Source organism: Massilia terrae (assembly GCF_024753145.1).
GTDB lineage: Bacteria > Pseudomonadota > Gammaproteobacteria > Burkholderiales > Burkholderiaceae_D > Telluria > Telluria terrae.
Genome location: NZ_JANUGU010000009.1, coordinates 168212 through 188853, shown reverse-complemented (window position 1 = coordinate 188853; position 20642 = coordinate 168212). Strand labels below are relative to the sequence as shown.

At 64.0% G+C, this 20642-nt stretch carries 21 protein-coding genes and 1 tRNA gene; 4 read left to right on the top strand and 18 right to left on the bottom strand.

All coding sequences use genetic code 11. The features are described from left to right. Positions 1-34: 34 nt before the first annotated feature. From NX778_RS21750 to NX778_RS21715, 8 genes are all read right to left on the bottom strand, one after another. On the bottom strand, positions 35-1348 hold the full coding sequence (locus NX778_RS21750) for a M20/M25/M40 family metallo-hydrolase (RefSeq protein WP_258813894.1): 1314 nt from the start codon (positions 1346-1348) through the stop codon (positions 35-37). A gap of 191 nt (positions 1349-1539) precedes the next feature. Further along, entirely contained in the window at positions 1540-1866 is a 327-nt protein-coding gene (locus tag NX778_RS21745) for a hypothetical protein (RefSeq protein ID WP_258813893.1), read from the bottom strand. Next, the gene (locus tag NX778_RS21740) at positions 1863-2846 is read right to left on the bottom strand and encodes a Dyp-type peroxidase (RefSeq protein WP_258813892.1); all 984 of its coding nucleotides are present in this window, start codon (positions 2844-2846) and stop codon (positions 1863-1865) included. Before NX778_RS21740 ends, NX778_RS21745 begins: the two co-directional genes overlap by 4 nt. Before the next feature lie 352 nt (positions 2847-3198). After that, the gene (locus NX778_RS21735) at positions 3199-3573 is read right to left on the bottom strand and encodes a hypothetical protein (protein ID WP_258813891.1); all 375 of its coding nucleotides are present in this window, start codon (positions 3571-3573) and stop codon (positions 3199-3201) included. Between the two features lie 255 nt (positions 3574-3828). Next, positions 3829-4170, bottom strand: coding sequence for a hypothetical protein (locus tag NX778_RS21730; protein WP_258813890.1), 342 nt, complete (start codon positions 4168-4170; stop codon positions 3829-3831). Positions 4171-4414: 244 nt separating this feature from the next. Further along, positions 4415-5371 carry an NAD(P)H-hydrate dehydratase gene (locus NX778_RS21725; protein WP_370661365.1) on the bottom strand — a complete coding sequence of 319 codons (957 nt, stop codon included), beginning with the start codon at positions 5369-5371 and terminating at the stop codon, positions 4415-4417. Positions 5372-5409: 38 nt separating this feature from the next. Continuing rightward, complete coding sequence (locus tag NX778_RS21720; RefSeq protein WP_258813888.1) at positions 5410-6174, bottom strand: histidine phosphatase family protein; 765 nt, start codon at positions 6172-6174, stop codon at positions 5410-5412. Between the two features lie 181 nt (positions 6175-6355). Continuing rightward, positions 6356-7756: an L-cystine transporter gene (locus NX778_RS21715; RefSeq protein WP_258813887.1), complete on the bottom strand. Its 1401-nt coding sequence runs from the start codon at positions 7754-7756 to the stop codon at positions 6356-6358. Positions 7757-7959: 203 nt separating this feature from the next. On the opposite strand from NX778_RS21715, the gene NX778_RS24620 reads away from it, so the two are divergent. After that, on the top strand, positions 7960-9639 hold the full coding sequence (locus NX778_RS24620; protein ID WP_307728148.1) for a methyl-accepting chemotaxis protein: 1680 nt from the start codon (positions 7960-7962) through the stop codon (positions 9637-9639). 144 nt (positions 9640-9783) lie between these two features. Here the strand turns inward: NX778_RS24620 and NX778_RS21700 are convergent, their stop codons facing one another. Then, entirely contained in the window at positions 9784-10668 is an 885-nt protein-coding gene (locus NX778_RS21700; RefSeq protein ID WP_258813886.1) for a LysR family transcriptional regulator, read from the bottom strand. Between the two features lie 105 nt (positions 10669-10773). On the opposite strand from NX778_RS21700, the gene metE reads away from it, so the two are divergent. The 3 genes from metE to NX778_RS21685 are packed head-to-tail and all read left to right on the top strand — an operon-like array spanning position 10774 to position 13942. Continuing rightward, positions 10774-13065, top strand: a complete 2292-nt coding sequence (metE, locus tag NX778_RS21695; protein ID WP_258813885.1) for a 5-methyltetrahydropteroyltriglutamate--homocysteine S-methyltransferase — start codon at positions 10774-10776, stop codon at positions 13063-13065. A 42-nt stretch (positions 13066-13107) separates the two neighbouring features. Next, positions 13108-13452 carry an ArsR/SmtB family transcription factor gene (locus NX778_RS21690; RefSeq protein WP_258813884.1) on the top strand — a complete coding sequence of 115 codons (345 nt, stop codon included), beginning with the start codon at positions 13108-13110 and terminating at the stop codon, positions 13450-13452. Further along, on the top strand, positions 13442-13942 hold the full coding sequence (locus NX778_RS21685) for an SRPBCC family protein (protein WP_258813883.1): 501 nt from the start codon (positions 13442-13444) through the stop codon (positions 13940-13942). The genes NX778_RS21690 and NX778_RS21685 overlap by 11 nt, the downstream gene beginning before the upstream one ends. A gap of 198 nt (positions 13943-14140) precedes the next feature. On the opposite strand, the gene NX778_RS21680 is transcribed toward NX778_RS21685, so the two are convergent. From NX778_RS21680 to NX778_RS21640, 9 genes are all read right to left on the bottom strand, one after another. After that, positions 14141-14216 (bottom strand) — tRNA-Lys (locus tag NX778_RS21680). 56 nt (positions 14217-14272) lie between these two features. Continuing rightward, positions 14273-15079 (bottom strand): tol-pal system protein YbgF, encoded by an 807-nt coding sequence (gene ybgF, locus NX778_RS21675; RefSeq protein ID WP_258813882.1) that lies wholly within the window; start codon positions 15077-15079, stop codon positions 14273-14275. Positions 15080-15280: 201 nt separating this feature from the next. Next, a complete protein-coding gene (gene pal, locus NX778_RS21670) occupies positions 15281-15808 on the bottom strand; it encodes a peptidoglycan-associated lipoprotein Pal (RefSeq protein WP_258813881.1) in 528 nt (175 codons plus the stop codon). 37 nt (positions 15809-15845) lie between these two features. Continuing rightward, positions 15846-17108 carry a Tol-Pal system beta propeller repeat protein TolB gene (gene tolB / locus NX778_RS21665; protein WP_258813880.1) on the bottom strand — a complete coding sequence of 421 codons (1263 nt, stop codon included), beginning with the start codon at positions 17106-17108 and terminating at the stop codon, positions 15846-15848. A 25-nt stretch (positions 17109-17133) separates the two neighbouring features. Further along, on the bottom strand, positions 17134-18027 hold the full coding sequence (gene tolA / locus NX778_RS21660) for a cell envelope integrity protein TolA (protein WP_258813879.1): 894 nt from the start codon (positions 18025-18027) through the stop codon (positions 17134-17136). 10 nt (positions 18028-18037) lie between these two features. Continuing rightward, complete coding sequence (locus NX778_RS21655; protein WP_258813878.1) at positions 18038-18472, bottom strand: ExbD/TolR family protein; 435 nt, start codon at positions 18470-18472, stop codon at positions 18038-18040. Between the two features lie 18 nt (positions 18473-18490). Continuing rightward, a complete protein-coding gene (gene tolQ / locus NX778_RS21650) occupies positions 18491-19174 on the bottom strand; it encodes a protein TolQ (RefSeq protein WP_258813877.1) in 684 nt (227 codons plus the stop codon). Positions 19175-19201: 27 nt separating this feature from the next. Beyond that, the gene (gene ybgC, locus NX778_RS21645; RefSeq protein ID WP_258813876.1) at positions 19202-19606 is read right to left on the bottom strand and encodes a tol-pal system-associated acyl-CoA thioesterase; all 405 of its coding nucleotides are present in this window, start codon (positions 19604-19606) and stop codon (positions 19202-19204) included. Positions 19607-19863: 257 nt separating this feature from the next. Further along, on the bottom strand, positions 19864-20616 hold the full coding sequence (locus NX778_RS21640) for an SDR family oxidoreductase (RefSeq protein WP_258813875.1): 753 nt from the start codon (positions 20614-20616) through the stop codon (positions 19864-19866). Positions 20617-20642 lie beyond the last annotated feature (26 nt).

Genomic DNA, 20642 nt, shown 5'->3' with positions numbered 1-20642 from the left:
GCAGCCTTGCCCGAGCCACATCCGGCAGCAGGGATTATTTGCCGTCCTGCTCAAGACCCGCAGTCGCCAGCACGATCGACAGGCTGGTCGTCATCGCCTTCACCATCGGCTCTTTCTCGACATCGATCCACTCGTCCAGCGAGTGTGCGCGGCCGCCCTTGCCCTGGCCCGAGCGCCCGATGGTGAGGGCAGGGATGCCCAGGCTCATCGCGATGTTCGAGTCGGTGGAGCTGCTGTGGTTCGAGAACTTGTAGCCGCCGGCTTCGATGGCGGCCTTGGCGGTCTGGAACAGCGGCGTGTCCGGGGCCGTCATGCCGCCCGGTCGATCGCCGATCAGCTTGGCGTCGACGGTGATCTTGCCTTCGCGGATGGAGCGCGCGACGTTCTCGCCGTCGGCCGCTTCCTGCACCACCTTCAGCAGGCGGTCTTCCATGCGTTTGAGTTCGCCCGGCGATTCGGAGCGCATGTCGACATCCATCCAGCCCGACACCGGGATCGAGTTGACCGAGGTGCCGCCGCCGATCAGGCCGATGCTGTAGGTGGTCTTCGGCGAGGCCGGCACCTGCAGGCGCGAGAATTCGGTCGCGGCCTGGCCCAGCGCGTACATCGGGTTGACGAGGCCGAAGGCGCCGTAGCTGTGGCCGCCCGGGCCCTTGAAGGTCACGTGGTAGCGCTTGGAGCCGACACCGCCGTTGGTGACGCTGTCGACGCCGCCCGATTCGACGGAGAAGAAGGACTTGATCTTGTCCTTGTACTGGCCTTTGGTGAACAGGTAGCGCACGCCGCGCAGGTCGCCCGGGCCTTCCTCGCCGACCGTGCCGACGAACAGGATGTCGTCGCGTGTCTTGATGTGGCCGGCGTTCATCGCGCGGATGAAGCCCAGCAGCACGGACAGGCTCATGGTGTCGTCGCCGATGCCGGGGCCGTGCAGCTTGGTGCCCTCGCGCTTGACCTTGACGTCGGTCTCGGGCGGGAACACGGTGTCCATGTGGGCCGACACGACGACGAACTTGCCGTCGTCCTTGGCGCCCTTGCGGATGCCGAGCACATTGCCTTCCTCGTCGATCTTCACGTCGGCCAGGCCGGCGTCCCTGAACATCTGCTCGTAGACCTTGGCGCGCGCGGCTTCATGCAGCGGCGGGGCAGGGATTTCGGCCAGCTTGATGCCGTCCTCGACGATGCGGCCATGTTCCTTGTCGAGGGTCGCGGCAGCGGTCTTGAAACCGGGGCTGGCCAGCACGTGCTTGACCTCGGCGGCGGGGGTGGCATTCTGGGCGGTGGCGTGGGGGGCGCTGAAGGCGGCGCTGAGCGCGAGCGCCAGTGCCGTGAAACGTGTTGCGGCCTGCATGTGGTCTCTCCGTATTATTATGGTTGCTCAAAAGAAAGCGACCCATGCTAGCACATCTCCAGCGGGTATCAGACCGCTATCGGTCACGTCGCATTTTTCTGTACCCTCATAACTAATTCGGTCACCGGCAGTGTCGTGGGGTCAGGTCGTCCAAAGAATCAAAATTGCGGAACGATAAAATTTAAACACCCTTAGAGACCAGCACAAACAATCTGAGGTACCTCGATCTGTTCGACTTTGACTGAATTTACCGAGCTGTATAAATTGATCCGTTCGATGCAGGTCGAGGGCAGAAGTCTCTGGCGAGTTTTGGCACAGGTTCGAGAAGGTGTTGGTGCGGCTGGACTGCAGCTAAACCCATCCGCTTCGAGCTGGCGGATCGCCGCGTCCATGGCAATGCCGGGTTCGACCAGGCTTCGCGCGTGCTCGGCGAATCGTTCGTTGTTAACGGTGTAGCAGCCCGTTAAGCCAAGCACGCATGCAGCAAACGTCCAAAATCGCGTCATTATCTTTTTCATGGCCCGGCAGCCTGCCTCTGCGCCGCCTGCGCGAGCGCTTCCAGCGTCGGACGCGCCGGCGCGAAGAAGGTGATGCCGGTATGTGGAGTCGAGAAGTCCAGCAGCCGGTCATATGCGCCGGGCGGGTCGCCGATGTACATCCGCTGCAGCATTTTCTCGATGACCCACAGGTATCTCGAATAACCAATGAAGTAGGTGCCGAATTCGCGCTGGCCGGGACGGCCGAAGGGCATATTGTCGCGTAGGATGTCGTGCTCGTTGCCGTCGGCATCGACGATGGTGGCGAGCGACTTGTGCGATTTGCGCGGCGCCTCGTCGTCATCGATTTCGATATTGTCGATCTTGGTGCGTCCGATGATCTCTTCTTGCATGGGCGTCGGAACTTTCGCCCACGATGCCATGTCGTGCAGGTACTTTTGAACGACGATATAGCTGCCTCCGGCGAACACCGGATCTTCGTTGCCGACCAGGGCCGATGCCGGCAAATCGAGGCCAGTCGGGTTGGCCGTACCGTCCACGAATCCCAGCAGATCGCGTGCGTCGAAATAGCGGAATCCCGACACTTCGTCGATGACAGTGATGCTGGCGCCAAGCTTGTCGAGCAGGATGCGCTCGAATTCGAAGCACAGGTCTTCGCGCTCGGCCCGGATGTGGAAAATCAAGTCGCCGGGGGTGGCCGGGGCCGTGTGAACCGGGCCGTGAATCGGGGCGAAGGTCTTGAGCTCGCGTGGCCGTTCGTCCAGCCTGAGTCGGTCCCAGAAATCGCGGCCCAGGCCGACGATGCAGGACAGCCTGGCGGACAGGTCGCGAAAGCCGACCGTCTTGACCAGGTCGTCCAGCCCGGCCAAGGCGCCGCAGGCGGTGACGAGAGCATCGGGCTCGGCACCAACGGTCACAACGAGGAAGACAGCGGCGCGAGAGAGCGGGGCGTCGATGCTTTGTGCGTCGATTGGTACGCGGTCCCAACTTTTTTCTGACATCGAAGCCCCCTTGTCGAGAGAATAGGGAAATCAGATGGGACCTGGCGCTGGGGCAGGGCTTGCATCTCTACATAATATATCCTCGTTGCGCGTAATTGCCCAGATGCGCTGGTATCTGCGGCCGGATGTGTCCGACGGCGGCGTGGTGCCGGCGGCGGCAAATCAAGTTAGAGGTTTTGGGTAATTTTGATTCATTGGACGACCTGACCCTGTGAGGTCCAAGGTGATCAGTCAACGAGTCCTGCCTGTGAAATCAGCAGATCCTTGATCGAGCCCGCACTAGCTCAACTTTGTAGCCCTTTGCCACGCACTCGGCTGGTTGCAGACGATTCGTCCCCGAAAGCGCAATTTGCTAGAACCATGACGAGCTTCGCAAAGCACGCCAGTCGAGTGCGAGCGCAATTGTGCCGACACCAATCAGCGTCAGGGCCAAGGAGGGGACCAGGTAATCGAGCGGTCCGACGCCAAGGAGCTGGACGCCTGTCGTTTGGGCTGTCAGTAAAACCTCAAGCTTGCGAACGGCAAGGTATGCAAGAGGCGCATCGGCTACCAAGGCGACTGCCATTGAAGCGCGTGACTTCTCTTGCGCGACCGCAGCAGTGGCCGCGAATAGCACACCGGGCACCAGGAACAGAAGGCCGGTGATCCCGATGCCGAAGAGAGCCACCAATCCGAACAACACGAAGGCAGCGGCAAAAATGGACTGGATTATTGCAAGTGTGCGCATCGTATCCCGCGTCTAAATAGGGGCGATTGACATTGCCGGGTTAGTAAAAACCCTAGGCTAGCAGACTTCAATGCTGGAAAAATGCGCGCAATGTCACGCGACCAAAGCCCGCGAAGTGGATACGGAGGTGAGGTGCACTCGAGTTGAGGCGCAAGGAGCAGCGCGCACTTCCGTCGAGGTCGAGGGAGAAGCTGAATAGCCGGGCGTGGCCGGCTCCAGAGCCCTCGTCGCGGGCCCTGGTCGCGCTTGCGTGTCTTACTTGCCTGCCGGAGGCGGCGTGGTGGTGGTGCCGGTCGTACCCGACGTGCCACTGGTTCCGGACGGAGGCGTGGTAGTGCCGGTCGTGCCTGTGGTGCCAGTGCCCGTTGCTCCGGTGCCGGTATCCCCCATGGTGCCCGGGGCGCCGGTGGCGCCGGTCCCGCTGGTAGTGCCGCCCGTGGTGCCGCTGGTACCCGAGGTGGTGCCCGGCGCGGTGGCTGCGGGTTCGCTCGGGACGGTGCTGGTCGGTTCATTTTTCTTGCAGGCGCCGAGCACGCCCAGGCTGGCCATCAAGGCCGCGGTGACCAACAATTTTGGTGCGATGGTTAATGCTTTCATTTGTTTAAACTCCTCGTTCACGTCTATCTTGTGTCGCCGTCCCAGGTGAGGCGCTGGAACGGTGACGCCAGTGCGGCCGCCGCACCAGCACGGTGAAGCGGCCAAAGGGAACCGACGCAATACCCGGCCCCGTACTGTGCACGAATCCGACTGTGCAGATTAGACTGGCCATGCCGCAGCCAGTTCGTCATTCCGCGCACAAATCCCCGACTCAGCCATTGCTTTGTTCGGCATTTGAGAGACCTCAGGCCGGCTGGCCTGGCGTGGGCCCGCCCGGCGTCGGCCGGATGGTGGTGGCAACGCCGGTCTTGCGGCCGGCGATGATGTCGAGCAGCGCGGGAATCTCGTTGCAGAGTTCCCGCGCCAGGTAGCCGAGCGTGCCGCAGCGCGCGGCCAGGCGCTCGCCCGCGCGGGCGTGCAGGGCCACGCCCCAGCAGGTGGACTGGGCCAGGCTGGCGCCGCGCGCCGCGCAGCCGGCGATGATGCCGGCCAGGACGTCGCCGGAACCGGACACCGCCAGCCCGACATTGCCGCCTTCGTGGCGCCAGACGTCGCCGTCGGGCGCCGCGATGTGGGTGACCGCGTCCTTGAGCGCGACCACCGCATTCCATTTCGCCGCGCACTGCACCGCGAGCGGCGCGGGATCGGCGCACACTTCTTCCTTGGAGACGCCGGTGAGGTGAGCCATTTCGCCTGCATGCGGCGTGAGCACCAGCGACTGGGCAAAGCGTGCGCCGCTTGCGCCTGCCGGTCCGTGCAATAGCGCTCCCATCGCGCAGGCATCCAGCACCACGCTGGTCGGCGTGCTGCCGAGGCGCGGCAGCAGGGCGTGCACGAGTTCCGCGGTGGCCGCTTCGTCCTGCATGCCGGGCCCGATCAGCACCGCGCTGACGCGGTCGGCCAGCGGATCGAGCCGCGCCACCGCATTCAATTGAAATCCTCCGGCCGGGGTCTCGGCCAGGCCCAGCACGCGTGCCTCGGGCATGGCCAGCGCGACCAGCTGCGCCACGCTTTGCCCGGTGGCGACGGTGAGCTTGCCGGCACCGGCGCGCAGCGCGGCGGTGGCGGCGAGGATCACCGCGCCAGGCATCTCGCGCGAGCCGCCCAGCACCAGCACGTGGCCGCGTTCTTCCTTGTCGCCGTCGGCCGCGGGCATGGGCAGTGGCCAGGCGCGCAGCGCTGCATCGTCCAGCTTTTGCACTGGCCTCAAGGTGCTTTCGGGCGATGCGCTCATGGTTTCTACGACTTGGCGGCGGCGGGGATGTCCTTGCCGACGGTGACCGGCGTGCCGGTATCTTCCAGCGGCGCGACGAAGTTGAGCAGGCGCAGCGCGAGCTTGCCGTGCTTGCCCAGCGTGGAATCGAAACTGTAGGAGGTGACGGAGCAGTTGGGCACGTCGCCGGTGCGGTCGGCGGCGAGAATGGCCGCTTCGTCGAGCCGTTCGAACAGGTAGCGGAAGCAGTTGACGATGACCTGGTGCGCCACGATCACGACGCGCTCGCGGCAGTACTCGCGGGTGAGGGTGTCGAGCACGCTGCGCAGGCGCAGGATGACGTCGCACCAGCTCTCGCCGCCGGGCGGCCGGAAGTAGAACTTGCCGACGTGCTGGCGTTGCTCGTGCAGCTCGGGATATTTATTCTTGATGCCGTGGGTGGTCAGGCGGTCGAGGATGCCGAATTCCTTTTCGCGCAGGCGCTCGTCGGCGTGGATGGTGCGCAGCTCGTCCCGCGCCAGGCCTTCCATCAGGATGTCGGCGGTCTGCCGGGCGCGCAGGTAGGGCGAGTGCAGCACGACGTTGGGACGCTCGGCGGGCGGCAGGCTGGCAAACCACAGCGACAGGGCTTGCGACTGGCGTATGCCGAGCGCGGAAAGGGGCACGTCGACGTCGCGTTCGGCGATCTGGATGTGCAGGCCGGCGGCAGCCTCGGCTTCATCGCGGGCGACGTTGCCCGAGCTTTGTCCGTGGCGGACCAGCCAGATCTCCTGCGGCCATTTTTGCTCCATCGCCCCAATCCATATCGAATTGACAAGGCGCCCATCATAGACGGATTCCTCAGGCCGTTCGCGCACGATACCCGCGGTTACGGAACGTGCGAAAAGGCCTGGAATTACGGGGGAAAAATGTAAAAGTTGCCGTCGTTCCCGCCTTCGCGACGTTCTCTATTTTGTTGGCTTCGGCGGCTTATCAGGCGACCTGTTCGTCACCGTCGAGGTTGACTTCGGCATCGCTGTTGAACACGTCCAGGTCGGTCTCGCCCAGCATGCGGCTGGTGAAGGTGCCGGCCGCGATCGAGCCGCTGACGTTGATCGCGGTGCGGCCCATGTCGATCAGCGGTTCGATCGAGATCAAGAGGCCCGCCAGCGCCACCGGCAGGTTCATCGACGACAGCACGATCAGCGCCGCAAAGGTGGCGCCACCGCCGACCCCGGCCACGCCGACCGAGCCGACCGTGACCACCGCCACCAGCTGCAGCAGGAAGGCCGGCGTCATCGGGTCGATGCCGACCGTGGGGGCGATCATCACCGCCAGCATGGCCGGGTAGATGCCGGCGCAGCCGTTCTGGCCCATCATCGAGCCGAACGAGGCGGCGAAGTTGGCGATGCCTTCCGGCGTGCCCAGGCGCGAGGTCTGGGTCTGTACGCTCATCGGGATCGCGCCCGCCGAGGTGCGCGACGAGAACGCGAAGGCCAGCACCGGGAAGATCTTCTTGAAGTAGCGGCGCGGGTTCAGGCCGATGCCGGTGACGATGAGCGCGTGCACGCACAGCATCAGCGCCAGCGCGCTGTACGAGGCGACCACGAAGCTGATCAGGTTGAGGATGTCCTGCACGCTGGAGCTGGCCACGACCTTGCTCATCAGCGCGAACACGCCGATCGGGGTCAGGCGCAGCACCAGGGTCACCATGCGCATCACGATCACGTGGGCCACATGGACGAAGTTGCTGAAGGATTCGAACACTTCCGGCTTCTTGCCGGCCACGCCGGTGGCGGACACCCCGATGAACACCGAGAACAGCACCACCGCGATGGTCGAGGTCTGGCGCGCGCCGGTCATATCGAGGAAGGGATTGGCCGGGATGAAGGACAGGATCATGTTCGGCAGCGAGATGTCCTGCGCGGCCGTCAGCTTGCCTTCGAGGTAGTGGCCGCGCGCGACTTCGGCGGCGGTCGAGGTCAGCCCGGCGGCGGTCAGGCCGAAAGCCTTGGCCATCAGGATGCCGATGCAGGCTGCGATCATGGTGGTGACCATCAGGGCGCCGATCGTCAGCGCGCTGATCTTGCCGAGCGAGGAGGCGTCGCGCAGCTTGAGGATGGCCTGGATGATCGACACCATGATGAGCGGCATGATGATCATCTGCAGCAGGCTGACGTAGCCTTCGCCGGCGATGTTCAGGTAGGCGACGGTGTCCTTGACCACCGGGCCGTGGGCCCCGTACAGCACCTGCATGGCCGCGCCCATCGCGACGCCCAGGCCGAGGCCGGCGAACACGCGCTTGGTGAACGAAACGTGGCGGAACTGGAGGTGGAGCAGGAGCCAGCAGGCAGCGAGCGCAACGGCGATGTTGGCGATCAAGGCAAAGTTCATGGGTCAGCTTGCAGTGTAGAAATCAATGCATTGTATCGTTAAAGCGAAGTCTGCCGGGAACGAGGCCTCGTCCATGCGGTAGATCAAGAACTTTCGGAAGTACAACTCTTGTGTGCATTGCACAACGAAGTCCGCAATAAGGTCGCATGGCGCGGTAAAATGTTTCCTTACGTCATCATCCCCTTACTACGTCAGAGTCATTCATGCTCAATAACCTCACCATCAAGACCCGGCTCATGTTCGTCATCGTCCTGCTCGGACTGGAGCTGGTGGTCGGCGCGGTCGTCGGTCTGGTCAGCCTCGGCCATGCCAACGACGACATGAATTCGACCTATAACAATGAGATCCTGGCGCTTGGCCGGCTCGACCAGGTGGCGCGCATGCTCGACCTGAACCAGCTCTACATCTCCAGGGCGGTGACGGCGGACGCCGCGAGCGTGCCGGGGTTGCTGGCGCAGGTGGAACGCAACCAGGCTGCGATCGCCGAGCAGCTGAAATCGTACAAGGCCACCGAGCTGGTGCCGGAAGAGCAGCAGATGGTGGACCGCTTCGACAAGGCGCGTGCCGAGTTCGACAGCCGCGGCGTGCTGCCCGCGATCGCCGCCGCGCGCGCCGGCGACATGGCCCAGGCCACCGAGCTGGTGCACGGCAAGATCACCCAGTTGTTCGTGCCGGTGCAGGCCGAGATCGATGCGCTGATCAAGCTGCAGCTGAAGCAGGCCGAGGATTCGCAAGACCGTTCGCACGCGCTGTATGAGCTGGTGCGCCTCGTGTGCCTGTCCGGCATGGCGCTGGGACTGGTGCTGGCGGCCGTGGTCGGCACCATGCTGGTGCGCGGCATCGTGCGCCCGCTGGAGGAGGCGGTGCGCATCGCGCACGCGGTGGCGCAGGGCGACCTGACGCAGCAAATCGAGGTGCGCTCGAAGGACGAGACCGGCCGCCTGATGCAGGCGCTGCAGGAGATGACCCAGGGCCTGGCGCGCATCGTCAGCCACGTGCGCGGCGGCACCGATACCATCGCCACGGCGGCCGGCCAGATCGCGGCGGGCAACCTGGACCTGTCCTCGCGTACCGAGCAGCAGGCCGCGGCGCTGGAACAGACCGCGTCGTCGATGGAAGAACTGACGTCCACCGTGCAGCAGAACGCGGAGAACGCGCGCCAGGCCAATGTGCTGGCGGTGTCCGCGTCCGAAGTGGCGGGCAAGGGCGGCGAAGTGGTGGCCGAAGTGGTCGACACGATGGGCGCGATCAACGAGTCGGCCAAGAAGATCGTCGACATCATCGCGGTCATCGACGGCATTGCGTTCCAGACCAATATCCTGGCGCTGAACGCCGCGGTGGAGGCGGCGCGCGCGGGCGAGCAGGGCCGCGGCTTCGCGGTGGTGGCGGGCGAGGTGCGCAGCCTGGCGCAGCGCAGCGCGTCGGCGGCCAAGGAAATCAAATCGCTGATCGACGATTCGGTCGACAAGGTCCAGGCCGGCACCATGCTGGTCGACCAGGCCGGCGCCACCATGGCCGAGATCGTGCAGAGCGTCAGCCGCGTAACCGACATCATGGCCGAGATCACCGCCGCCAGCCAGGAGCAGACTTCCGGCATCGAACAGGTGAACACGGCGGTCACGCAGATGGACCAGACCACGCAGCAGAACGCGGCGCTGGTCGAGGAAGCGTCGGCGGCCGCGCAGCAGCTGCGCGAAGAAGCGGACGGACTGGCGCGAGCGGTCGGCACCTTCCAGATCGACAGTGCGTTCGCGAAAGCAGCGCCGGTGCGCCAGGCTGCGCCGTCGCCGGCGCTGGTGCCGGCCCGCCCGGCCGCGCGCAAGGCCCCGCCGCAAGCGAGGCCCGCGCAGGCCGCGAAGGAAGAGGCGTGGGAAGAATTCTGATTCCGCGGCGCCAGACGCTCTAAAACAACGTCGTCCCCGCGAAGGCGGGCACCCATGGAACATCCGATTGGCCGAGGCGCTGGACGCCGCAGGCCAGCATGCTCAGCATGGGTCCTCGCCTTCGCGGGGGACGACGGTTTGTAGCTATACGGGCGCGCGCGCCAGCTCGATGAAGGCGCGGAGGTAATCGATACCGGTATCCGCCTCTCGCGCGCCGAGGAAGATCTGCTTGGCGATACCCGCCGGTCCCAGGCGGACTGGAAGCACCGCCATCTTGCCGGCGTATTCCTCCACCAGCCAGCGCGGTAGCGCCGCCACGCCGCGCCCGCTGGCAACCATCTGCAGCATGATGTCGGTCGTTTCGATGACCTTGTGGCGTTGCGGGCTGATGCCCGCCGGCCGAAGGAACTCGTTGTAGATGTCCAGCCGGTCGGTTTCCACGGGGTAGGTGATCAGCACCTCGCCGGCCAGTTGTTCTGGCATGGCATAGGCAGCCGATGCCAGCGCATGTTCGCGGCCCACGACCAGCACCTGCTCATAATCGAACACCGGCTCGAAGCGCAGCCCGGGCTTGTGCAAAGGATCGGGCGTCACGAGCAGGTCGATTTCATACCCGAACAGCGCGCCGATGCCGCCAAACTGGAATTTCTGTTTGACGTCCACATCCACGTCCGGCCAGCGCGCGAGGTAGGGCGACACCACCTTGAGCAGCCATTGGTAGCAGGGATGGCACTCCATGCCGATGCGTAAGGTGCCGCGCTCTCCCTGCGCGTACTGGCGCAAGCGTTCCTCGGCTCTTTCCAGCTGAGGCAACAGCCGCTCGGCCATCGCGAGCAGGTACTGGCCCGACTGCGTCAGGCGCAGGCTACGGCCTTCGCGCAGCCAGACGTCGGTGCCGATCGCCTGCTCCAGCTTTTTCATCGTATGGCTCAGGGCCGACTGGGTCAGGCACAGGACGCTCGCGGCGGCGGTCAGGGAACCTTGCCTTTCGACCTCGCGGATGATGGCCAGGTGCATTCGCTCGATCATGCTTGATCCATGAATAAAATCGATCGATCTGTGAAATAAGATCATTTTACGTCATGGATTCACGTTTTTACAATGCTTGCACTCCCTCCTCATCAAAGGCAAGCAATGGTCACCACACACAACCTCGGTTTTCCCCGCATCGGCGCGCGGCGCGAGCTGAAATTCGCCCTCGAGTCATACTGGAAAGGCGAGTCTTCCCGCGAGCAGTTGCAGGCGCTCGGCGCGCAATTGCGCCAGCGGCACTGGCAACACCAGTCCGGCCTGGACTGGATCCCCGCAGGCGATTTCTCCTTCTACGACCAAGTGCTCGACATGAGCTTCACCCTGGGCAACCTGCCCGAGCGCGCCCGCGGTTTCCACGGCGATCCGCTGGATAACTACTTTCGCGTCGCGCGCGGCCGCTCCGCCCGCGACGCGGAGGAACATGCGGTGTGCTGCGGCGGCATCGCGGCGGGCGAGATGACCAAGTGGTTCGACACGAACTACCACTACATCGTCCCTGAGTTCACGGCCGGCACGCAATTCAAGCTGGACGCCTCGCGCCTTGTGGCGCAAGTGCGCGAAGCGAAAGCGCAAGGTATCAAGGCCAAGCCCGTCCTCATCGGTCCGGTCACCTATCTGTGGCTCGGCAAGGCCAAGGACGATTCCGACAAGCTGGCCTTGCTGGAACGCCTGCTGCCGGTGTATGCCCAACTGCTGGAGGAACTTGCGGCCCAGGGTGTCGAGTGGGTGCAGCTCGATGAACCGGTGCTGGTGACCGAGCTGGACGCCGGCTGGCAGCATGCCCTGAACCAGGCTTATCACCACCTCAAGAGCAGCAGCGTCAAACTGCTGGTGGCGACCTATTTCGGCACCTTGCAGGATAACCTCTACCTCTTCAGCAATCTGCCGGTGGCTGGGCTGCACGTGGATGCGATCAACGCGCGCGACGAAGTTCGCCCGCTGCTCAACCTGCTGCCGTCTCATCGCGTGCTGTCGCTGGGTATCGTCAATGGCCGCAATATCTGGAAGACCGACCTCAATGCCGCGCTGGACTGGCTGGAGCCTTACGCGGAGCGGCTGGGTGACCGTTTGTGGATCGCGCCGTCCTGCTCGCTGCTGCACGTGCCGGTCGACCTCGCATGCGAACAGGAGCTCGATGCCGAGCTCAAGTCCTGGCTCGCTTTCGCCTTGCAGAAGCTGGATGAAGTCAAAGTGCTGGCGACCGCATTGGATATGGGGCGCGCGGCGGTGGCTGCCGAACTGGCCGCCAACCAGGCCGCGATCGCGTCGCGCCGCGCTTCGCCGCGCGTGACCAAGCCGGAGGTGAGGGCGGCGATCGCCGCGATCAGCCCGGCGCTGGGCCGCCGCCAGCATCCTTATCTTGTCCGCGCCGGCAAGCAAGCCGCGCTGCTGAAGCTGCCGGCGTATCCCACCACGACCATCGGCTCCTTCCCGCAAACCGCGGAAATCCGCCAGGCGCGCCGCCGGTTCAAGGCGGGCGAGCTGGACGAGGCGGGCTACACGCGCGCGATGCAGGCCGAAATCGCGCGCAGCGTGCGCGAGCAGGAGGCGCTGGGCCTGGATGTGCTGGTGCACGGCGAGGCCGAGCGCAACGACATGGTCGAATACTTCGGCGAACAACTCGATGGCTACGCGTTCAGCCAGTTCGGCTGGGTGCAGTCGTATGGATCGCGGTGCGTCAAGCCGCCCATCCTGTTCGGCGACATCAGCCGGCCGAAAGCGATGACGGTCGCATGGATCCAGTACGCCCAGTCGCTGACCGCGAGGCCGATGAAGGGCATGCTGACCGGCCCGGTCACCATCCTGAACTGGTCGTTTGTCCGCGACGACCAGCCGCGCGCGGTGTCTTGCTACCAGCTTGCACTGGCAATGCGCGAGGAAGTGCTGGACCTGGAGAAGGCCGGTGTCAGGATCATCCAGATCGACGAAGCGGCCTTGCGCGAAGGCCTGCCGCTGCGCAGGTCGGAGTGGACGACTTACCTGGAGTGGGCGGTCGAATCCTTCCGCATCACCGCGAACGGCGTGCAGGACGAAACCCAGATCCACACCCACATGTGCTATTCGGAATTCAACGACATCATCGAATCGATTGCCGGCATGGATGCCGACGTGATCACCATCGAAACCTCGCGTTCGGACATGGGATTGCTCGAGGCGTTTGACGATTTCAAGTATCCGAACGAAATCGGCCCCGGCGTGTACGACATCCACTCGCCGAATATTCCGACGCAGGAGCACATCGTGCAGTTGATGAAAAAGGCTGCGGAGCGCATTCCTGCGGAGCGCTTGTGGGTGAATCCGGATTGTGGCCTGAAGACGCGCCAGTGGCCGGAAGTGATTCCCGCATTGGCCAATATGGTGGCGGCGGCGAGGACTTTGCGCGCATCAGCTTAAAACTTGTTTACATCGCCAGCGCGCCGGTATATAGTTAGCCACATGGATAACTATCGCACCGGCCTCGATGGCGCCTTTCACGCCTTGGCGGACCCCACGCGCAGGGCGGTCCTCCATCGTCTTGGCCAAGGGCCGGCAACGGTGAGCGAGCTGGCCGAGCCATTCGACATGGCGCTGCCTTCGTTCATGAAACACGTGCGGGTGCTGGAAGAGACGGGCCTGATCCGCTCCAACAAAGTGGGGCGGATCCGGACCTGCATCCTCATGCGCAAGAACCTGATGGCGGCTGAACGCTGGTTCGCCGAGCAGCGCGAGACCTGGGCAAGCAGGTACAACAATCTGGATGACCTTTTAGAACAACTCCAAGGAGAGGACCATGAAAGCTGAGCTTCAATTTGATTTTATCGTCGACAAGGAAAACAGCCGGCTCACGGTGAAGCGCGAGTTTGCGGGGAAGCGGCAGCTGGTGTGGGATTGCCATACGAAGGCCGAATACCTCGATCGCTGGTTCGCGCCGAAACCGCTGAAGGCCAAGACCAAGCACATGGACTTCCGGCCGGGCGGCTACTGGCACTACGCGATGGTCATGCCGGATGGCCAGGCGTTCTGGAGCCGCGTGGATTACCAGGAGGTGAATCCGATCGATGGCTACAAGGGCCTGGATGGATTTTCCGATGAAACCGGCGAGGTGAATCCGACCATGCCGCGCTCGCGCTGGAATGTCAGCTTTGAAGATTCGAAGGCGGGGACGCTGGTGACCACGGTGGTCCAGTACAGCTCGCCGGAGGACGTGCAAAAGGTCATCGATATGGGGATGGAGCAGGGGATGGCGTCGACGCTGGAAAGGCTCGACGAGCTGCTGCTGGAGATTGCTTAACCCGCCACCCTCAAAGCCGTCGTCCCGGCGCAGGCCGGGACCCATAGAACACTTGCTACTTCGGATAGTCAGCATGGGTCCCGGCCTTCGCCGGGACGACGTTTTTTAGTGAGCCAGTTATGACCAACGCGGTGGCCAGCCCCAAAGCAAAAAGGCGTCGCGATCACTCGCAACGCCTTTTTGTTTACTGCTAAATTCTGGTAGGCCGTGCTGGGCTCGAACCAGCGACCAACGGATTAAAAGTCCGCTGCTCTACCAACTGAGCTAACGACCCGAAGAAGCAAAATTATATGGGCTCAGCGCGAACGTGTCAATCGTTCACGCTCGCCATTATTTGCGCTTGGCCTTTTTGGCCGGGGCCTTGGCTGATGCCGGTTCCAGCGTCGCCAGCCGTTCCTTCGCGGCGGCTGCCGCGCCCGAGTCCGGGTACTGCTTCACCAGCTGCTGGAAGGTCTTGCGGGCCGCCTTCTCGTCACCCAGCTCGACGTAGTTGCTGGCGATGTTCAGCATCGCGTCCGGCGCCTTGGCGCTGTCGCCGTAGTTGCTGACCACGGCCTGCTGGGCCGCGATCGCGTTCTTGTAATCGTGCTGCGCGTAGTAGGCGTTGCCCAGCCAGTACTGCGCGTTGGCCGCGTAGGCCGAGGTCGGGTAGCGGCGCACGAAGTCCTGCAGCGCGTTGATCGAACCCTTGTAGTCGCCCGACTTGAACTGCTCCATCGCGGCGTCGTAGGACTGCTTCTCGGACGGCAGCACTTCCGCGGTGCGGCCGTCGATATTGGCCTGCTGCGGTTCCAGCTTCTTGATGCGGGCGTCGAGGTCGGCGTAGTAATCGCGCTGGTTCTTCTGCAGGTTGGAAAGCTGGTTGGCCAGCTGCTCGATCTGGCCGCGCAGGCGCGCCATTTCCTGCATGTCCTGCTCGTGCTGGTTCAGCATGTCGAGCACCGCGCTCTTGTCCGACTTGGTGTCGAGGCGGGCGTTCATGTCGCGCGCCTGCTGCTCGAGCTGGGCGACTTTCGCGCGCAGGTCGAGGATCGCCTTGCGGGCTTCATCGTCGTCAAACAGGCCGGCCGATGCCTGCAGCGGCAGCCAGCATGCCATCAACAGGCAGGCGAAGCGGGTCTTGGACAACTTGATCATGGTGGCTCTTTCTAATCCTGGGCTAAGAGGCCGTTTCAAAAAGACCGCAGCTTCGTTGCGGCGCCTCGCCGTGCAATCGCACTGTCTTCGTCGCCGCGCCTCACTGCGCTCATTTTGAAACAAGCTCTAACAAATGGGAATCGGGGCGGGTGCAGTCTGCACTGCAAGCCGCCCCGATGTCAATCAGCCGAGTCCGACAGATTACTGATAGACGATGTCGGCGCGACGGTTTTCAGCCCATGCGGCTTCGTCGTGGCCTTGTGCCTTCGGCTTTTCCTTGCCCAGCGAGACGGCTTCGATCTGGCCGTCGGCCACGCCCAGCGCGTTCATGGCCTTGCGCACGGCTTCGGCACGCTTCTGGCCCAGGGCCAGGTTGTACTCGGTGCCGCCGCGCTCGTCGGTGTTACCCTGGATCAGGACCTTGCGGCCGGTGTGCTTGGTCAGGTAGGCCGAGTGGTTCTCGACGACCGGCTTGCCATCGTCACGCACGGCGTAGCTGTCGAAATCGAAGTACACGCTGCGGTTGGCCAGCACGCCTTTCGGATCGTTCAGCGGGTCGACTTCCGGAGCGACGACCGGCTTCACTTCACGGTTGTCTTGCTGGACGACCGGCGGCGGGGTGACAGGCTTTTCTTCGACCTTCGGCGGGTTCAGCGGGGTCGTCGTCGAGCAAGCCGACAGCAGGGCGGCGACGCTGGCGATGAGGGCTACACTCTTAATGTTGCGCATGGTTTTTCTCCTGGTTGTAAAAAGGCACTTCAAAGGCTTACTTCATGAAAGGACCCCAGCTGGGCTCCGTGATATTTCCCGCCTGGTTGGACAGTCGCTGCTTGACCCGGCCATCGACCGACACGACGGCCAGCGTGCGCTGGCCACCACTGCCGGTCCGGTACATGATGTACTTGCCGTTCGGCGCGAAACTCGGTTCTCCGGCGTCGTCCGCCAGCCGCAGTTCCTGACCGCTCGCCAGGTCCATCACATACAGGGAATACACGTTGCTGCGCTGGGAAATGAACGCCAGCGTCTTGCCGTCAGGGGAGATGCGGGGGCTGAAGTTCTGCGCGCCGGCAAAGGTCAGGCGCGTCGCTTCGCCGCCGGATGCGCTCATCTTGTAGATTTGCGCGTTCCCGCTGCGGTCACTCATGAAATAAATCGTTTGCCCATCCGGAGAGTAGCGCGGCTCGGTATCGATCGCGGGGCTGTTGGTCATGCGGCGCAGGCCGGAGCCATCCGCGCCGATCGTGTAGATCTCGGTATTGCCATCCTTCGACAGCGCCATCGCGATGGTGCGGCTGTCGGGCGACCAGGCCGGCGCCGAGTTGTTGCCCTTCTGGTTGGACAGCAGGCGCACGTCGCCGGTGATCAGGTTCTGGACGTAGATGATCGGTTTTTGCTGGTGGTAGGACACGTAGGCGACCTTGGTGCCGTCCGGCGACCAGGCCGGCGAGATGATCGGCTGGCGCGAGCGGAAGGCGTGGATCACGTTCTCGCCGTCGGCGTCGGCCACGTTCAGCTCCCACTGCTTGCCCGGGACCGGCTGGGCGACGTAGGCGATGCGGGTGGCGAAGATGCCCGGCACGCCGGTCAGCTTCTCGTAGACGTCGTCGGCGATGCGGTGCGCTTCCAGCCGCGTGCCCTCGGGCTGCACGGCGTCCGACATCGACGACAGCGGGCCGCCCTTGGCGGTGTCGTACAGCTTGTAGCGCACGGCGAAGCGGCCGTCGGCGAGCTTCTGCACGCTGCCCACCACCAGCGCGTCGGCGCCGCTGGCTTTCCAGGCGCCGTAATCCACGGCCGCGGTTTCCGGGATGGCCTGGCGCGCGTCGATCACCTTGAACATGCCGCTGCGCTCGAGGTCGGCGCGGATGATGGCCGACACCTGTTGCGGGGCCATGCCTTCATCGGCGAAGGCGGCGATGGCCACCGGGATCTGGTTGTTGCCGACGCCGGAAATCTCGACGCGCAGCTGGGCATGGGCAGTGCCCATCAGCAGAGTCGCGGAAAACAGCAGGATGTGAAGTTTTTTCATTGGCCTCTCAGCAATCGTTAGATGGTCAGTTCATGTCCTTCATGGAGAAGTCCACCACGAGGGTACGCTCTACCGTACCATCTTTTTTCTTGGGCAGCGGCGTCGACTTGTGTATGCCGCGCTCGACCGCATCGTCGAACGAAGGCACGCCGCTGCTCTTGATCTTCGTGACCGACAGGATCTCGCCGGTCGGCAACTGCTCGACACGGAAAGAGGCCTTCGGGTTGCCCGGCTGGTCGGTGCTGCCCGGGTACGTCGTGTTGCTCTTGATCTTGGCCCGGATCGCCGCCTCGTAGCCCGAATCCATGCGCGGCGCGGTCGACTTGGCGGCCGTGCCGCTGGTGCCGGCGCCGGCCTGGGCCATCATGCGCTGCATGTCCTGCTGGCGCATCTGGGCCTTCAGCCTGGCCAGCTGCTCGGCTTTCTGTTTCTCGGCCTTGAGCTTGGCCTTTTTCTCCGCCAGCTCCTTGGCTTTCTGTTCCTCTTCCTGCGCCTTCTGCTCGGCTTCCTTCTTCTCGGCCAGTTCCCTGGCCTTCTGTTCCTCGCGCGCCTTCTTCTCTTCGGCCAGCTTGCGCAGTTCTTCCTTGTGCTTCTTCTCCTGCTGCAGCTTGATGTCCGGGGCGGGCGCGGGCGGCGCCGGCGGTGCGACCACCTTCGGCGCCGGCGGCGGTGGCGTTTCCGGCTGCGGTTCCGGCTCGGCCTGCGGCGGCGGCAGTGGCGGGGCCGCGCTCTGCACCTTCATGTCCCACACCTCGGCTTCGACCGCGGCCGGTTTGTCGTTCTGCCAGCTGATGCCGACCACCAGGAAGATCACCAGCAGGGCGTGCATCGCCACGGCCAGCAGGATCGCTGACCAGCGGCGTGGTTCCGGCGGCACCCGGTACGGGCTGCCGACTGTGGCGTGCTTCAATGCTGACATGGCTCGAACATCACTTGGTCGCCAGGCCCACCCGGTTGATGCCCATCTTCTTGGCTTCGGAAATGAGCTGGATCACGTCGTCGTACTTGCTGTCCTTGTCGCCCGCGATCAGCACCGGATAGTCCGGATGCTCCTCGTGCAGGCCGCGCAGGCGCTCGACGATGGCGGCGCGGTTCGCCTCGCGCACCTGCGGGCTGGAATTCTTGCCTTGCACGCCAATCGTGATCTCCGCGTTCGGCTGGATCTGGATCTGGATATAGTCGTCCGGCGGCAGCGCCGATTTCTCTGCGGCCGGCAGGTTGATCACGCTCGGGTTGTTGGCCGGCGGCGTGACCATGAAAATGATGAGCAGCACGAGCAGCACGTCGATATACGGCACGACGTTGATGTCGGACTTCAGCTTGCGGGTGCGCCCGCTGCGCAGGCTGCTGCCGGAAAAGGCCATCCTCGGTCCCCCTCGTCCTTAGCGCGACTGGCGCTGCAGAATGTTGGAGAACTCCTCGACGAAGCTTTCGAAGCGGATCGCGAGGCGGTCGATGTCGTGGGTGTAGCGGTTGTAGGCCACCACCGCCGGGATCGCGGCGAACAGGCCGATCGCCGTGGTCACCAGCGCTTCGGCAATGCCGGGCGCGACCGCTGCCAGGGTCGCGATCTGCACGCTGGCCAGGCCGCGGAAGGCGTTCATGATGCCCCACACGGTGCCCAGCAGGCCGATGTACGGCGACACCGAGCCGACCGAGGCCAGGAAGTTCAGGTGCGTGTCCAGCCCGTCCAGCTCGCGCTGGAAGGCGGCGCGCATGGCGCGGCGGGCGCCGTCCAGCACGGCGTTGATGTCGAGGGCGTCGCGGGCGGCCTGCTTGCCCTTGATGAATTCGCCCATGCCGGCTTCGAAGATGCGGGCCAAGGCGCCGCTCTGGTCGCGCTGGCTGCTGGCCATCTGGTGCAGGGTGTGCAGGTTGCCGCCGGCCCAGAAGCTGCGTTCGAACTGCTCGGTCTGGCGGCGGGCGGCGCGGATGGCGAACATCTTGCGGAAAATGTAGGTCCAGCTGACCACCGAGAGCGCCAGCAGCAGGACCATGATCAGCTGCACGATCGGGTGTGCGTTGACGATCAGGGTAGTGAAGGAAAGATCTTGCACTGCGTTCATCGGTTTATATTTGGTCGAATGTAATTGTCAGGCTGCATGCATTTTAGCAGCGACTTCGTCAGGAAGGGGCGAGGGGCGCATGGTTTTCGCGTCCACACAGCCAACTTTTACGTGGGCGGTCGTCAGTAACTGCTCGCCGCGCCAGGCTTGCTGGAAAAACTGGACCGAAGCACGACCCAGTTTCCGGATCGTGGTGGTCAGGCGGAGTTCGTCGTCGAGGCGGGCCGGGGCCACGTAGTCGATGCTGGCGTGCTTGACGACGAAGGCGGCGCCTTGCTGGTCGAGCAGTTCCTGCTGGCCGATACCGGCGGCACGCAGCCATTCGGTGCGGGCGCGCTCGAAGAATTTCAGGTAGTTCGCGTAGTACACGATGCCACCGGCGTCCGTATCCTCGTAGTAGACCCGGACGGTCCAGTCAAAAACTGAAGGCATTAGCTTTGCCATAAGTGAAATTGCGCAACATTCTACGCCATTTTCAGCGTTTTTATGTACGTTGGAGTACATATGCCCTCGGCATGAGGGCAACCCCGGCGGGCTTGCCTCCAGCCCCTCGTTGTTGATACCGAAAGTGCCAAACAGCCAATGACTGTAACACTTTCTCACGACCCATGTCGCCGCTGTTACAAGTGCTAACGAACGGCAACTTTGCGCAACGCGGGGGGCGTGTTTAGCGGCCGCGCGCGGAACACTCAGGCCGTGGCGCGCTTGATATTGAACGGCGCGAAGCCCTGGCAGGTCGGCATCATCTCGATGCTGTTGATGTTGATGTGCGGCGGCAGCGACGCGATCCAGTAGGCGGTGGCGGCGATGTCCTGGGCGGTCAGCGGGGTGGTGCCCTCGTAGACCTTGGCCGCGCCGGCGTCGTCGCCCTTCAGCCGCACGTTGGAGAATTCGGTGCCGCCGCACAGGCCCGGGGCCAGGTTGGTGGCGCGCACCCCGGTGCCGGCCAGGTCGGCCCGCAGGTTCAGGGTGAACTGTTCGACGAAGGCCTTGGTGGCGCCGTACACATTGCCGCCCGGGTAGGGGTAGTGGCCCGCCACCGAGCCCAGGTTGATGATCAGGCCGCTGCCGCGTTCGACCATGGCCGGCAGCACCGCACGGGTCATCGTCACCAGGCCCTTGCAGTTGGTGGCGATCATGGTTTCCCAGTCCTCCAGCGGCACTTCGTGCGCGGGCAGGGTGTTCAGGGCCAGGCCGGCATTGTTGATCAGCACATCGATCTGGCGCCACGACTGCGGCAGCATCGACAATGCCTCGTCGATCGATTTCTTGTCCGCCACGTCCATCTCGATCGCCAGCGCGTTGTCGCCCAGCTCGGCAGCCAGCGCCTGGAGCCGGTCCATGCGGCGCGCGGCCAGCACGACCTGGTGGCCGCCCTTGACGAAAGTACGCGCCATCTCGGCGCCGAAACCGGCCGACGCGCCGGTGATGAAAACGATCATGTTCAAATCCTCAAGGTGGCTCAAGC